Consider the following 14,889-nt stretch of genomic DNA (forward strand, 5'->3'; position numbering starts at 1 on the left):
CGGAAGCGCGATCATAGCGGCAACGCCGCCTCGCGCTCAGGCGCAGTGCAGCACGAGTCACGTGCCGCGCGCGCAAGGCGGCGCCGCGGGCGTAGCGCAAGACGTCGCGCGGGCGCGGCGCTCAGCCGTCGAAGCCGTCGGCGAAGATCTCGTCGACGATCGAAATGCCGAGCGTGCCGTCGGGATTGAGGTTCTGCACGCGGATCGTCGCGTCGGCGTCGCCGTCCTGCCATGCGTAGACCGCGAAGCCGCCGCTGCCGCTCGTGGCGACCGTGCGGCCGGTGTAGCGGTCGCTCTTCACCACGGCCGTCTGCGCCGCCCAGACGTAGTCGCCGGCGGTGTCGAGCCGTGCGACCGTCAGCGGCTGGTTCGCGGCGGGAATCGCGCCGGTGACCCAGCCGGCGAGCACGCCGTCCGGCATCGGCAAGGCAGTGAGCTGCGAGATCACATGGGTGCCGTCGGTCGCCTCGGTGAGCGGCACGAGCACCTTGCCGGTGTCGCCCCACGCACGCGCGCCGGTGCTGTCGATGCGCTGCGCCGAGACGCCGTCGAAATCGGCGCCGCCGGAATTGAGGTAGTCGTTCCAGACCACGTAGATGCTGCCGCTCGCGGCGTCCCAGCTCGCGACCGTGCCGAGGTGCGAGTGGGTGGTGTCGGTCGTCGCGAGCACGCCGTCGGTGCCGAGCAGCAGGTTGCCGTCCGCGTCGATGTGCTGCACGCGTGCGTTCTGCACGAGGCCGATCGCGTCGTAGTCCCAGAACACGCCGCCGCCCGCGCCGTCGGCGAGGAACGGTGGGTAGTAGCCGGCCTGCAGGTTGCCGACGCCGAACACGCGCACGGCGGTGCCGCCACCCCACAGCGGAGCGCCATCGGCCGCGGCGAGCTTCTGTGCGCGCAGGATGCGCGTCGGACCCGACTGGTTCGACCACGACACGATCGCATCGCCGCCGAGGCCGGGCTGCACGCCGCCGAGCAGCTTGACGCCGCTCGGCTGGTTCAGCAGTACGCCATTAGCGGTCCACGACGCGTTGCCGGCGGCATCGAGCTTCTGCGCGCGTACGCCGCTGTCGGCGGACCACGCGACGACGATGTCGCCATCGGTGGTCGCCGTGACGTATGCGTTGTAAACCGCTTCGGTCGATGCGGGTGCGGACACGGAGAGGCCGTTGGCGCCCCACGCGAGCGTGCCGTCGGCGAGCACCTTGCTCGTCGCGATGTGCTCGTCGTCGGAACCGTTGGCGCAGCAGTTGAACGACACGTAGGCATTGCCCGCGGCATCGACGGCGAGGCCGTAGTCGTAGGTGAAGCTGTAGCCGCGGTCGGCGACGAGCACGCCGTCGTGCGGCCACTGTTCGTGGCCACCCGCGTCCAGGCGCTGCAGGCGCACGTCGTAGCCGCTCGCATCGGCGAACCAGCTCACGTAGAAGCCGCCGTCCGGTGCGGCGACGATCTTCGGCTGCGTGGTACCCCCGGGCGCGTCACCGACGACGAGGTTGTTCGCCGCATCGGACGACCACTGCGCGTGCGCGGCGGCCGCGAACGATCCGGCGAGCGCGAGCGATGCGGGGCGGAGCGTGAGCAGGGGCCGGCGCTTCATGGCGATCTCTCCCTCGGGCAGGGCGGCGCGTGCGCCGTCGGACGATGCCGCGGAGCTTCGGGTTCCGCGATCGGACGGGCCATTGTGTCCCGTTGGGCCGCACGCGCAAGCGGCGCGTCAGGTACCGAGGGCCTGCGACACGCAGACGCAGGGCGGCGTGCCGTCGCCGTCGGGGTCGACGCGCATCGCGCGTGCCCGGCCTTCACGCTTGGCGCGGTAGAGCGCCGCGTCGGCACGCGCGATCGCGAGTTCGAGGCCGAGCGAGGGCGCGTCCGCGGGCGGGAACGCGATCGCGCCGATCGACGCGGTGACGGCGAGACCGTGCGTGCCGGCCTGCACCGGCGTCGACGACAGTTCGCCGAGCAGCCCGCGCAGCGGTTCGTCGGCGGCGCTGCGCTCGACATCGCGCAGCAGCAGCAGGAATTCCTCGCCGCCCCAGCGCAGCACGATGTCGCCCGCGCGCGCCACGCGCAGCAGGCGGCGCGCGATCTCGGCCAGCACGGCGTCGCCCGCATCGTGGCCGCACTCGTCGTTGATGCGCTTGAAATGGTCGACGTCGAGCAGCACGACGAGCAGCGCATGCGTCGGTGGTGCGCGTCGTGCATGCTCGGCTTCGGTCGGCGCGGCGAGCGCGAAGTAGCGGCGGTTCATGAGGCCTGTCAGCGGATCGGTCACCGCCGCCTGTTCGAGCCGCGCGTTCGCCGCGGCGAGTTCGCCCGTGCGCAGCGCGACCTCCGCTTCGAGCGCCTGCGCGCGGCGGCTCGCCGCGCGGAGGCGCCAGCGGCCGATGCCGAGGCCGAGCGCGAGCAGCAGCAGCGCCGCCGCGGCGATCGCCCACGGCCGCTGCCACCAGTGCGCATCGACACCGAATGCGAAATCGATCGGTTCGGCGGCGACGCCGTCGGCGTCGCGAGCTTCGACCTGCAGGCGATAGTGTCCCGGCGGCAGGCGTGGATACGCGACGCTGGTCGCCGTGCTCCATGCGCCGAACGCATCCTCGAGGCCGAGCAGGCGCACGCGATAGCGTGTCGCGTACTCGCGGTCGAAGGCGAACAGGCCGTAGTCGAAGCTTGCGCTGCTGTCGTCGGGCGACAGTTGCGCCCCGCCCGCGAGCGGCTGCTGCGCGCGCCCGTGGCGTGCGGCGAGCAGGCGCAACGGCGCGCGGGCCGCCGCGGCATCGACTTCAGGCTGCAGCGCAGCGAGGCCGACCGCGGTCGCGCCGAACACGCGGCCACGGTCGTCGACGGCGACGGCGCCGATCTCCGGGCTCGAAAGGCCCGCTTCGGGGCCGTACACGCGGCCCTGCTGGTCGCTGCCGCCGTCGCGACGCAGGCTCATGACGCCGCGTGCACCGAACACGTAGACCTCGTCGCCGACGACGCGTACGCGCGTCAGTGCACCGAGTTCGCGCGCCGCGGGAAAGGCGGCGCAGGCGCCATCGGCGTCGAGCCGGCGCAGGCCGTTGCGCGAGGCGATCCAGAGGCGCGCACCGCCGTCCTCGACATCGAGCGCGAACGGCGCGAGACCGGTGAGGCACGGCGCCTCGACGGCGTGCCAACCATCATGGTCCAGGCGCGCGAGGCCGTCGGCGGTCGCGGCCCAGACGCGGTCTTCGCCCGAGCCGCCGGGCTCCGGCGCGGCGACGAGATGCGGCACCGCGACGCCAGGCATGAGACCGGGCACGTTTTCGACGCGGCGCAAGCCCTCGTCGGCACGCCAGCGCGCGAGGCCGTGGCCGCTCGCTGCATAGAGTTCGTAGCCACCGTCGGCGAGATGCCGCAGCGCGAGCCGGTCCGCCGAGACCGCGGGCAGCGCGGAGTTGTCGACGGTGAAGTCGAGTTCGAGCGCGTCGCCGCGCCAGCGCTGCAACCCCGAGCGGTGGGCGATCCAGCGGCTGCCGTCGGGCGCATCGACGAGGTCGTAGACGAGCTGGGTGTTGCGCGCTGGTGGCAGCAACGGCACGAAGCGCCCGTCGCTCCAGCGCGCGGCGCCGCTCGCGGTACCGACCCAGAGCATGCGCGCAGGAGCCGACCAGCCGACGCCGAGCACGATGCGGTCTGGCAGGCCCATGCGCTCGTCGAACAGCGCCCAGCGATGGCGCTCGACGCGCGCGATGCCCGCGCTCATCGTGCCGATCCACAGCGCGCCGCGATGACGCTCGCGCAGCAGGCTCGCGACCGCGTTGGACGGCAGGCCGTGCTGGCTGTCGATGAGGCGCCACGTGCCATCGGCACGGATCTCGAGCAGCCCTCCCGGCCGCAGGCCGGCGTAAAGCACGGGGCGGCCCTGCTCGTCGACGTCCGATTGCAGCGCGAATACCATCGCGTTCGGCAGGCCGCGCGTGCCGGTCCACGATTCGAGTCGCCGGCCGTACCAGCGCGCGAGGCCGCGACCGCTGCCGATCCAGAGGTCGCCCGCGTGGCGCACGATCGCGAGGCCGACGCTGTTGGGTAGGCCGTTGGAGCGATCGAACACGACGCCGCTGCGGTGCGGCGTCGCCTCGTCGATGCCTTCGAGCTGGATCACGCCCTCGTAGTTCGTGCCGACCCACAGCCGCCAGGTGCCGTCGATCGCTTCGCCGTAGAGTCCGCGCGCACCCGCTTCGCCCAGTGCGTCGATGCGTTCGCAGCGCGTGACGCGGCAGCGGAACAGGCCGCCGGAGCCGGCGATCCAGAGGCGGCCGTCGGGCGCTTCCCAGAACGCGTTGATCTCTTCCGCGCCGGGCAACGGCACCGCGCTCGCGACACCGTCGGCGATGCGCCAGGCGCCGACCGCATCGGTGCCGATCCACAACGCGCCATCGCGCGCCTGCACGAGGGCGCCGACCGCGTACGCCTGTTCGCCGGTCGGCAAGTCGATCGCGTGCCACGCGCGGCCGTCGTAGCGCGCAAGACCATGATTGGTGCCTGCATAGACGTAACCGTCGGCGTCCTGCAGCAGCGCGAGCACGCTGTTCTGCGGGAGCCCGTCCGCACTCGTGAAACTGCGGAATGCACGCCATTCGAGCGCGCCGTCCGGTTGTGCGCGCGCGGTCGCCACGAGCAGCGCGAACATCGCGCCGACGATCGCCGCTCGTATGCGAATCCCCATGCTGGCCCCTGCGCGCCCCTACGGCGCGAGTGTACGGCGGCGACGCCCGCATGGCCGAGGGCACGCGAGAAAATCCCTTCGCCGAATCTGAACCGCGGCCCGCTTATCCGCCGACTGAACATTCAGCGCGCGTTTCTTGCGGCGCGGCGAGCCGCGGTGCTCGAATCGCCGACGTCGTATCCACTTCGAACCGCCCCGAGGAGGCATCATGTACACGTCCATCCATCGCGCTTCGCTTGCCCTCGCTGCAGCGCTCGTTGCCGCGCCTGCATTTGCGCAAACGGACCTGGAGGCGAAGATGAAAGGCGACGATCGGCCGTCGGATTCGCAGGTCGAACTGCGCAATCAATCGCGCTGGTCACTGGAAGAACTCTATTTCGCTCCGGTCGGCAGCGATCACTGGGGCCCGAACCAGCTCGGCCACCATGCCGTGCATCCGGACGGGACCTTCACGCTGACCGGCATCACCTGCGACAAGTACGACGTGAAGATGGTCGACGACGACGACAACGAATGCATCGTGCGCGATGTCTCGCTGTGCGGCGCCGACCGCATCTGGCGCATCGACAATCGCGACCTCGCGCGCTGCCAGGCGCGTACGAACCGCGAGTGATGCGGTCCTTGCCGCCCGGGGCGCGACGCGCGTCCCGGGTGGCGCGCGGTCAGCGCGACTTGCTGCGGCGACGCGCGCTGAGTTCTTCCGGCGGCGCGAACGAGTCCGGGCGCGCCACGCGCCAGAAGCGCTGGAACACCGCGTGCTCGGGCACCACATCGCCGAGCAGTTCGCCGGGTTCGAGGAAGCGGTAGAGCGCGGCGAGCGAGCGCACTTCGTTCGACGAAACGCGACGGATCACGTGTTCGGGACCGAGCTCGGACGGATGCTCGAGGCCCGCCGCCTGCAGCAGTTCCTTCAGCGCGCGCAACGTGTTCTCGTGGAAGTTCGCCACGCGTGACGCCTTGTCCGGCACGTCGAGCTTGTTCCAGCGGCTCGGGTCCTGCGTCGCGACGCCGGTCGGGCAGCGATCGGTGTGGCAGCTTTGCGACTGGATGCAGCCGAGCGCGAACATGAAACCGCGCGCGGCGTTGCACCAGTCGGCGCCGATGCTGAGGGTGCGCGCGAGAGCGAGCGCGGTGATCACCTTGCCGCTCGCACCGATGCGGATCCGATCGCGCAGCTCCAGACCGACGAGCGTATTGTGCACGAGCATGAGCGCTTCGCGCAGCGGGGCGCCGACGTGGTCGGTGAATTCGAGCGGCGCCGCGCCGGTACCGCCTTCGCCGCCGTCGACGACGATGAAGTCGGGCAGGATGCCGGTCGTCGTCATCGCCTTGGCGATGCCGAACCATTCCCATGGATGGCCGACCGCGAGCTTGAAGCCGGTCGGCTTGCCGCCCGACAGTTCGCGCAGGCGCGCGACGAACTGCAACAGGCCCTCGGGCGTGTCGAACGCGGAATGGCGCGCCGGCGAGATGCAGTCCTCGCCCATCGCGACGCCGCGCGTCGCGGCGATCTCCGCGCTCACCTTCGGCGCCGGCAGCACGCCGCCGTGGCCGGGCTTGGCGCCCTGCGACAGCTTGATCTCGATCATCCTGACCTGCTCGAGCACCGCCTTCTCGACGAATCGAGCCTCGCTGAACACGCCCGCGCGCTCGCACGCGCCGAAATAGCCCGAGCCGAGTTCCCAGACGATGTCGCCGCCGTTCTCGCGGTGGTAGGCCGACAGCGAACCCTCGCCGGTATCGTGGTAGAAGCGGCCGCGGCGCGCGCCCTCGTTGAGCGCGCGGATCGCATTCGGCGAAATCGCGCCGAAACTCATCGCCGAGATGTTGAACACGCTCGCCGAATACGGCGCCGCGCACTGCGCGCCGACCTCGATGCGGAAATCGTGGCCGTCGATGCGGCTCGGCCGGATCGAATGGTTGAGCCATTCGTAGCGCTCGGCGTACATGTCCAGTTCGCTGCCGAACGGGCGCACGTCGAGCATGTTCTTCGCGCGCTGCTTCACGACCTCGCGCTGCACGTGCGAAAACGGCACTTCCTCGTTGTCGGACTCGACCACGTACTGGCGCAGCATCGGCCGCACGTACTCGAAGAAGAAGCGCACGTGGCAGATCAACGGGTAGTTGCGGCGCAGCGTCGAGCGCTTCTGCAGGAGATCGGCGAGGCCGACGACGACGAGCACCGCACTGGCGAGCGCGACGAGGCGCACGCCGAGGCCGAGTTCCCAGCCCGAGAACGCGAGCGCGCACACGACGACGCAGGCGATGAAGGCGAGATAGCGCGAGGGCAGCCAGTGTTCCATCGGCGACTCCGGGTCGATTCGCGTGATGCGGCAGCATAGCCGAGGTTCCACGCCCGCCATTGCGGGCTAAACTCGGCGGGATGGAAGACAGCGAGCGCCCCAAGCCACCGCGTCGACGCACACCGGGCGAAAGCGAGGCCGGCAGCGATACGCCCGCGGCGACGCCGAGGACGCGGCGCAGCGCGGCGCCTGCCGATGCCGGGGCCGCACCGAAACGTGCGCCGCGCGCGCGCAAGGCCGCCGCGCCCGCCGATGCGGGCGGGACGGCGCGCGACGACGTGCGCGCGGCTGCAGCGCCGGCCGCGCGGGCGCCAGCCCGCCGCACGGCGTCGCCGAGGCCCACGCCGGCGACGACGCACGCCACACCCGATGCCTCGCCCGCCGACGAGGCGCCGGCGGTCGTGCCCTCGTTCGCGCGCAAGGCCGAGCCGCCGCCGCGCGCCGCGGTGCCGGCGCGTCCGGCCGATACGTCCACGCGCAGTGCGCGCGTCATCGACTGGCTGCTCGGCTGCGTCCCGGACGCGCACCGCGCGCGCATCCGCGAATACCTCGTGCTGATGCGCCTCGACCGCCCGGTCGGCGCCTTGCTGCTGCTGTGGCCGACCTGGTGGGCACTGTGGTTCGCGGCGAACGACTTCCCGCCGCCGGGCGCGCTCGTGATCTTTACGCTCGGCGTGTTCGTCATGCGAAGTGCCGGCTGCGTGATCAACGACTACGCCGACCACGGCTGGCTCGACGCGCACGTCGAACGCACGCGCGGACGGCCGATGGCGGCGGGGCGCGTGACGAAGAAGGAGGCCCTGCTCCTGTTCGTCGGCCTGCTCGTCTTCGCGTTCGTGCTCGTGCTGTTCACCAACGCGCTGACGATCAAACTCGCCTTCGTCGGTGCCGCGCTCGCCGCGGTGTATCCGTTCACCAAGCGCGTCACCCACCTCGCGCAGGTCGTGCTCGGTGCGGCGTTCGGCTGGTCGATCCCGATGGCGTTCGCGGCGGTGACCAATTCGCTGCCGCAGCTGTGCTGGCTGCTGTTCCTCGCCAACGTGCTGTTCTCGGTCGTCTACGACACCGAGTACGCGATGGTCGACCGCGACGAGGACCTGCGCGTCGGCGCGAAGTCGACCGCGATCCTGTTCGGCGACGCCGATCGCGTGATCATCGGCGTGCTGATGGCGACGTTCCTGTTCGCGATGCTGCTCGCCGGCACGCGCGTACACCTCGACTGGCCGTATTTCGTCGGCCTCGCCGGCGCGGCGGGCCTGTTCGGCTGGCAGCAGTGGCTGATCCGCGACCGCGAACGCGGTGCGTGCTTCGCCGCGTTCCGCAACAACAACATCGTCGGGTTGCTCATCTGGCTCGGACTGTTGTTCGCGTTGGCGATCCGCTGATCGCGGACACGCGCGTCGTCCGCGCGGCGGCACTCTCGGGCGAGTGCCTCGCAGGCACACAGATGCCGCGCCGCTGCGGCCCACCTACCTGCGTGGAGCGCGGGCGAGGGCCCAGGCATCGACGCGGGCGACGCCGGCGCGGCGCAGCGTGCGGGCGGCTTCGTGCAGGGTCGCGCCGGTCGTCATGACGTCGTCGAACAAGGCGACGTGGTCGGGCCAGGCGAAATCCGGCGCGACCGCGAATGCGCCGCGCAGGTTGCGCCGACGCATCTTCGCATCGAGACCGGTCTGCGCAGGCGTCGCGCGCGAGCGCAGCAGCACGTCGTGGCGCAACGGCACGCCGACCGCTCGCGCGAGCGGTCGCGCGAGTTCGAGCGCCTGTTTGTAGCCGCGCGCGCGCAGGCGCGCGGTGTGCAGCGGCACCGGCACGACCAGCTGCGGCAGTGCGGGCGGCGCGCGACGCGCGCAGTCGACGAGCTGTTCGGCGAGCACCCGACCGGCGGCGAGGTCGGCGTGGAACTTGAAGCGCGCTTCGAGCAGGTCGAGCGGATGTTCGTAGCGCAGTGGGACCCAGGCCGCGGCGAACGGTGGCGCGCGGGCGAGGCAGGCACCGCAGGCCGGCGCGGGCGTCGCCAGCGGCAGCGCGCAGCCGGGGCAGCAGGGCGCATTCGGCGCGAGATCGCCCGCGCAGCCGGCGCACAGATCCCGCGTCCCCGCGCCCTGGCCGCCGCAGAGCAGGCAGCGCGGCGGCAACAGCAGGCGCAGGCCGCGGTCGAGCCAGCCGTCAACCCCGAAGACGTCCATCCGGTTGACAGCCTCCCACGCCACGCCGAGACTGCCGAGCCTGCCTCACCGGGCGCCGACGCCGCGAGCGCGCCCCTGAGCCCCTTCCTGTACGACGTTCCGGATTCCGCATGACCGCCTTGCGCCACGACTGGACCCGCGCCGAGATCCTCGCCCTGCTCGACCTGCCGTTCGCCGACCTCGTCGCGCGCGCGCAAGCCGTGCATCGCGAACACCACGACCCGAACGCGGTGCAGGTGTCGACCCTGCTGTCGATCAAGACCGGCGGCTGCCCCGAGGACTGCGCCTATTGCCCGCAGGCCGCGCGCTACGCGACCGGCGTGGACGCGGAAAAGCTCATGGGTCTCGACGCCGTGCTCGCCAAGGCGCAGGCGGCGAAGGCAGCCGGCGCGACGCGCTTCTGCATGGGCGCCGCGTGGCGCTCGCCGAAGGACCGCGACATTCCGAAGGTCGCGGCGATGATCGGCGCGGTCAAGGCGCTCGGCATGGAAACCTGCGCGACGCTCGGCATGCTCAGCGAAACGCAGGCGCACGCGCTCAAGCATGCCGGGCTCGACTACTACAACCACAACCTCGACAGCGCGCCCGAGTTCTACTCCGAGATCATCCACACGCGCGAATACCAGGACCGCCTCGACACGCTCGGTCATGTGCGCGACGCCGGACTCAAGACCTGCTGCGGCGGCATCGTCGGCATGGGCGAATCGCGCGAGCAGCGCGCCGGGCTGCTGCATGCGCTCGCGACCTTGCACGCGCACCCCGATTCGGTGCCGATCAACCGCCTCGTGCAGGTCGCCGGCACGCCGCTCGCGGGCACGACGATGCTCGATCCGTTCGAGTTCGTGCGCACGATCGCGGCCGCGCGCATCGTCATGCCGAAATCGATGGTGCGCCTGTCGGCCGGCCGCGCCGAGATGAGCGACGAGTTGCAGGCGCTGTGCTTCCTCGCCGGCGCGAATTCGATCTTCTACGGCGAGAAGCTGCTCACCACCGGCAACCCCGACGTCGAACATGACCAGGCGCTGTTCACGCGCCTGGGCATCCATGCGCTCGAGGTCGAGGTCGAATCGACCACGGTGCACGCGGACATCGTCGAACGCTGCGCTGCCGAAGCGGTCGCCTGATCCGCGGCCACCGTCGACGGCGACGCCGATGCGCCCCGACCTGCTCGCCCGACTCGCCGACGCGCAGTCCGAACGCGCGCGCGCCTCGCTGCTGCGCCGCTTGCGCACCGTCGACGCGATCGACGGCGCGACGATCGTCGTCGATGGCCGCGGCCTGCTCGACTTCGCGAGCAACGACTACCTCGGCCTCGCGCAGCATCCGGCGCTGCGCGAGGCACTCGCGCGCGCGGCCGCGCGCTGGGGGGTTGGTGCCGGCGCGGCGCACCTCCTCGGCGGGCACCGCGACGAACATGCGGAACTCGAAGCCGCGCTCGCGCGTTGGACCGGGCGCGAGCGCGCACTGCTGTTCTCGACCGGCTACATGGCCAACCTCGGCGCGGTCGGCGCCTTGGCGGGCGCCGCCGACGTCTGCGTGCAGGACAAGCTCAACCATGCAAGCCTCATCGACGCGGCGCGCCTCGCCGGCTGCACGCTCAAGCGCTACGTGCACGGCGACGTCGCCAGCGCTGCGCGCCAGCTCGAGGCCGAGCCCGAAGCGGGCGCGCTGCTCGCGACCGATGGCGTTTTCAGCATGGACGGCGACGTCGCGCCGCTGCAAGAACTCGCGTGGCTCGCGCGCGAACGGCACGCGACGCTGATGGTCGACGATGCGCATGGCCTCGGTGTGCGCGGCGCCGACGGCGCCGGCAGCGTCGCCGAAGCGGGCCTCTCGCAGGACGACGTGCCGGTGCTGATGGGCACGCTCGGCAAGGCACTCGGCGTCGCCGGCGCGTTCGTCGCCGGCAGCGCGACGCTCGTCGACGGCCTCGTGCAGTCGGCGCGGACGTTCGTCTACACGACCGCGTTGCCGCCCGCGCTCGCAGCGGCGGCGCGCGTCGCGATCGACGTCGCGCGCCATGAAGGCTGGCGCCGTGACCATCTGCGGCGCCTCGTGACGCACTTCCGCGCCGGTGCGGCGGCGCGTGGCATCGCGTTGCTGGATTCGCGCACGCCGATCCAGCCGGTGCGGGTCGGCGGCAGCGCAGCCGCGCTCGCGCTGTCGCAGCGGCTCGCCGAGGCCGGATTCTTCGTGCCCGCGATCCGCCCGCCCACCGTACCGAAAGGCGAGGCGCGCCTGCGCGTCGCCTTGTCCGTGCGCCATGCCGAAAGCGACGTCGAGCGTTTGCTCGATGCGCTCGCGGGCGCGCGCGCGTCGGTGCATGCGGATGCCGCGGCACCCGCGCCCCCTTCCGTTCCCGACCCCTCGCCTCCGGTCCGCGCGCGGCGCGGCCGCGGACGCAAGGCCTGAGCCGAGACCACATGCACATCGAAATCCACGGCGAGGGCGCCGACCTCGTGCTCATCCACGGCTGGGCGATGCACGGCGGCATCTTCGCGCCGCTGCTCGACACGCTCAAACCACACTTCCGCGTCCACCTCGTCGACCTGCCCGGCCATGGACTCGCGCGCGAGGAGGTGCACTTCGACATCGCCGACAGTGCGCGCCGCATCACCGCGGCGACGCCGCGCGCGCTCTGGGTCGGCTGGTCGCTCGGCGGCCTCGTCGCGCTGCGCGCTGCACTCGACGTTCCGGCGCAGGTGCGCGGCCTCGTCATGCTCGCGTCGAGCCCGCGCTTCGTCGCCGCGCCGGACTGGCCGCATGGCGTCGCCGCGACCGTCTTCGGTGAGTTCGCCGACGAGCTGCATGCGCGCTACCGGCATGCGATCGAGCGGTTCCTTGCGCTGGAAACGCTCGGCTCGCCGCATGCGCAGGCCCAGCTGCGGGAACTGCGCCAGCTCGTATTCGCTCGCGGCGAGCCGCGTCTCGAGGCGCTCTGCGACGGCCTCGCCGCACTCGCTGCGAACGACCTGCGCGAGTCGCTAGAGAGCCTCGCGATGCCGAGCCTGTGGATCGGCGGCCGGCGCGACCGCCTCGTACCGCCCGGTGCGCTGCAGTGGGCCGCCGCGCACGCACCGCACGCGCGTGCGCTCGAGTTCAACAGCGGGCATGCGCCGTTCCTCGAGTTCGCACCCGCGATCACCGATGCGCTCATCGAATTCGCGGCGGGGCTGCCCGCATGAGCGCGGGCCTCGATCGCGCACATATCCGCCGCGCCTTCGGCCGCGCCGCGGCGAGCTACGCCGCACACTCGCCGCTGCAGGCGGAAGTCGGGCTGCGCCTGCGCGAACATCTCGACGAGGTCGCGGATTTCGCGCCGCAGCGCATCGTCGACGTCGGCTGCGGCCCGGGTGAAGGCTGCGTCGCGCTGCGCGCGCGCTATCCCGATGCATCGATCATCGCGCTCGACCTCGCGCTGCCGATGCTGCGCGAAGTGGATACCGCGTTCCCGCGCATCGGTGCCGATGCGCAGGCATTGCCGCTCGCCGACGCGAGCGTCGACCTCGTGCACTCGAGCCTGTGCCTGCAGTGGTGCGACGATCCCGGCCTCGCGCTCGCCGAGTTCCGCCGCGTGCTGCGTCCAGAAGGCCTACTGCTGTTCTCGACCTTCGGCCCGGACACGCTCAAGGAACTGCGTGCGGCGTTCGCCGAGGTCGATCGCACGCCGCACGTGAGCCGCTTCATCGACATGCACGACATCGGCGACGGCCTGCTCGCGAGCGGCTTTCGCGACCCGGTCATGGAGCGCGAGGATTTCGTGCTCACCTACGCCGACCTGCGCGGGCTCATGCGCGAGCTGCGTGCGATCGGCGCCACCAATGCCGACGTGCAGCGCCAGCGCACGCTGACCGGCAAGGCGCATCTCGCGCGCGTCGAGGCGGCCTACGAGCCGTTCCGCGTCGACGGCGTGCTGCCGGCGACCTACGAGGTCGTCTACGCGATCGCGCGCGCGCCGGCACCCGGGCAGCCACGCCGCGAGCGCGGCGGCGACGTCGCGAGTTTCCCGATCGAACGGCTGCGCGGCAGCCGGCGTCGATGAGCGCGCGGCGCGGGCACGGACTCGTCGCGGTCGCGCTCGGCCTCGCCGCGGCGCTGTTCTTCACCGCGACCTACGTGCTCAACCGCGCGATGGCGACCGGCGGCGGCCATTGGGCGTGGTCGGCTTCGCTGCGTTATCTCCTGACCTTGCCGATGCTCGCGTGCGTGCTCGCCTGGCGCGGCGGCTTCGGCGCGGTGTGGTCGGCGCTGCGCACGCATCCGTTCGCCTGGCTCGCGTGGAGCGGCGTCGGCTTCGGCCTCTTCTGCGTCTGCCTCACCTGGGCCGCCGCGTTCGCGCCGGCGTGGCTCGTCGCCGGCACGTTCCAGCTCACCGTGATCGCCGGCATGCTGCTCGCGCCACTGCTGTATCGCGACGCGCGGGCGCGCCTGCCGCTCGCCGCGCTCGCGTTCGGCGCGCTGATCGTGCTCGGCGTCGCGCTCATGCAGGGCGCGCATTTCCACGGCCGGCTCGATCGCGGCGCCTGGCTCGCGCTCGGCGCGGTCGCGTTGTCCGCGTTCCTGTATCCGCTGGGCAATCGCGCGATCCTGCTGCATCTGGAACGTACCGGGGAACAGCTCGACGCGACCCAGCGCGTGTTCGGCATGACGCTCGCGAGCCAGCCGTTCTGGTGGTTCGTCGTGGCGTACGCGGGTCACGCCGCGGGTACGCCGCCCCTGATGCAGGTGCTGCTCGCGGCCGGCGTCGCGCTGCTCACCGGCACGATCGCGACGATCCTGTTCTTCCGCGCGACCGCGATGGTGCAGGACGACCCCGCCGCGCTCGGCGCGGTCGAGGCGATGCAGGCGGCCGAGCTGCTGTTCTCGAGCGTGCTCGGCGTGCTCTTCCTCGGCGAAGCGGTGCCGCACGGCTGGGCCGCGTTCGGCGCCGTGCTCGTCGTCGCCGGCATCGTCGCACTCGGCGTGCTGGTCGGGCGCCGTGCCGCGGGTGATCGACGCGCGACGCGCGCGTTGCACTGCGATCGCGGCGCGTGAGTGGCATCCGCGCGCCGCGGCGGATCAGGCTGCGTGCAATGGCGAGACGAGTTCGGCGCCCTCGTCGCGTGCGATCGCGCGCGCGAGGTCGAGGCCGAGCAGCGAGATGCGCAAGGGCGGGCGCGCATCGAGCGTGCACAGCCACGGCAGGCGCCGCTGCTCGAACGCGAGCAGGCGCGCGCGCCAGCCGCCGGCGATGCGCGCGAGCGCACTGCGCAGGAATGCCGCGTGCGCGCTCCAGCGGGACACCGGAGCGTCGCCCGTCGGGCTGCGGCATTGCGCGGTCATCTGGTCCCAGGCGAGATAGTCGCTGTCGGGCAGCAGGAACAGCTTCGCGCGCGGCTCGCCGTCGTCGCTCGCGAACGCGAGCCACTCGCGCGGCCCGTTCGGCGTGACCGCTTCGCACGCGCTGACGTCGCTGCAGCGTGCGAGCACCGCGAGCGCGGGATGATCGAGCAACACGACGCCGCGCGACCGCAGGCCCGGCGCGAGCGCCGCTGCGGGCAGCCGTCGCTCGAGCCAGAGTACCGTGCCGAGCTTCGGCAGGGCGTCGGCGAGCCGCGCGAGGTCCAGACCGCGCGATGTGCGCACGGCGGGCGGTGAATACGGCGGTCCTTCGTTCGGCAGGGGTCCGTCGATGTCGCGGGTGTCGTCGAAGATGTTCATCGTCGTCGCA

Annotated in this window: 12 protein-coding genes; 7 read left to right on the plus strand and 5 right to left on the minus strand. The window is 72.0% G+C overall.

What is annotated here, in order from left to right; all coding sequences use genetic code 11:
- Positions 1 to 121: 121 nt before the first annotated feature.
- Entirely contained in the window at positions 122 to 1,597 is a 1,476-nt protein-coding gene (locus tag ACTHK2_RS09670) for a hypothetical protein (protein WP_440245500.1), read from the minus strand.
- Between the two features lie 117 nt (positions 1,598 to 1,714).
- A complete protein-coding gene (locus tag ACTHK2_RS09675; protein ID WP_440245501.1) occupies positions 1,715 to 4,687 on the minus strand; it encodes a ligand-binding sensor domain-containing diguanylate cyclase in 2,973 nt (990 codons plus the stop codon).
- 208 nt (positions 4,688 to 4,895) lie between these two features.
- On the opposite strand from ACTHK2_RS09675, the gene ACTHK2_RS09680 reads away from it, so the two are divergent.
- Entirely contained in the window at positions 4,896 to 5,300 is a 405-nt protein-coding gene (locus ACTHK2_RS09680; protein ID WP_440245502.1) for a hypothetical protein, read from the plus strand.
- Between the two features lie 49 nt (positions 5,301 to 5,349).
- Here ACTHK2_RS09680 and ACTHK2_RS09685 read toward each other — a convergent pair whose 3' ends face one another.
- Entirely contained in the window at positions 5,350 to 6,990 is a 1,641-nt protein-coding gene (locus tag ACTHK2_RS09685) for an FMN-binding glutamate synthase family protein (RefSeq protein WP_440245503.1), read from the minus strand.
- Between the two features lie 401 nt (positions 6,991 to 7,391).
- Between ACTHK2_RS09685 and ubiA the strand changes: the two genes are divergently transcribed.
- Positions 7,392 to 8,375, plus strand: a complete 984-nt coding sequence (ubiA, locus tag ACTHK2_RS09690) for a 4-hydroxybenzoate octaprenyltransferase (RefSeq protein ID WP_440245504.1) — start codon at positions 7,392 to 7,394, stop codon at positions 8,373 to 8,375.
- Between the two features lie 84 nt (positions 8,376 to 8,459).
- On the opposite strand, the gene ACTHK2_RS09695 is transcribed toward ubiA, so the two are convergent.
- Positions 8,460 to 9,179 (minus strand): double zinc ribbon domain-containing protein, encoded by a 720-nt coding sequence (locus ACTHK2_RS09695; protein ID WP_440245505.1) that lies wholly within the window; start codon positions 9,177 to 9,179, stop codon positions 8,460 to 8,462.
- A gap of 110 nt (positions 9,180 to 9,289) precedes the next feature.
- Here ACTHK2_RS09695 and bioB point away from each other — a divergent pair, with 110 nt between their 5' ends.
- From bioB to ACTHK2_RS09720, 5 genes are read left to right on the plus strand one after another with little or no spacing between them, the layout of a single operon-like run.
- The gene (gene bioB / locus ACTHK2_RS09700) at positions 9,290 to 10,303 is read left to right on the plus strand and encodes a biotin synthase BioB (protein ID WP_440245506.1); all 1,014 of its coding nucleotides are present in this window, start codon (positions 9,290 to 9,292) and stop codon (positions 10,301 to 10,303) included.
- A 28-nt stretch (positions 10,304 to 10,331) separates the two neighbouring features.
- The gene (gene bioF, locus ACTHK2_RS09705; protein ID WP_440245507.1) at positions 10,332 to 11,591 is read left to right on the plus strand and encodes an 8-amino-7-oxononanoate synthase; all 1,260 of its coding nucleotides are present in this window, start codon (positions 10,332 to 10,334) and stop codon (positions 11,589 to 11,591) included.
- An 11-nt stretch (positions 11,592 to 11,602) separates the two neighbouring features.
- Positions 11,603 to 12,364, plus strand: a complete 762-nt coding sequence (bioH, locus tag ACTHK2_RS09710) for a pimeloyl-ACP methyl ester esterase BioH (protein WP_440245508.1) — start codon at positions 11,603 to 11,605, stop codon at positions 12,362 to 12,364.
- A complete protein-coding gene (gene bioC / locus ACTHK2_RS09715) occupies positions 12,361 to 13,221 on the plus strand; it encodes a malonyl-ACP O-methyltransferase BioC (RefSeq protein ID WP_440245509.1) in 861 nt (286 codons plus the stop codon). Before bioH ends, bioC begins: the two co-directional genes overlap by 4 nt.
- Positions 13,218 to 14,213, plus strand: coding sequence for a multidrug resistance efflux transporter family protein (locus tag ACTHK2_RS09720; protein WP_440245510.1), 996 nt, complete (start codon positions 13,218 to 13,220; stop codon positions 14,211 to 14,213). Before bioC ends, ACTHK2_RS09720 begins: the two co-directional genes overlap by 4 nt.
- A gap of 24 nt (positions 14,214 to 14,237) precedes the next feature.
- Here the strand turns inward: ACTHK2_RS09720 and ACTHK2_RS09725 are convergent, their stop codons facing one another.
- Positions 14,238 to 14,879: a hypothetical protein gene (locus ACTHK2_RS09725; protein WP_440245511.1), complete on the minus strand. Its 642-nt coding sequence runs from the start codon at positions 14,877 to 14,879 to the stop codon at positions 14,238 to 14,240.
- Positions 14,880 to 14,889 lie beyond the last annotated feature (10 nt).

It is taken from the genome of Dokdonella sp., from assembly GCF_051958935.1.
Taxonomy (GTDB): domain Bacteria; phylum Pseudomonadota; class Gammaproteobacteria; order Xanthomonadales; family Rhodanobacteraceae; genus Dokdonella_A.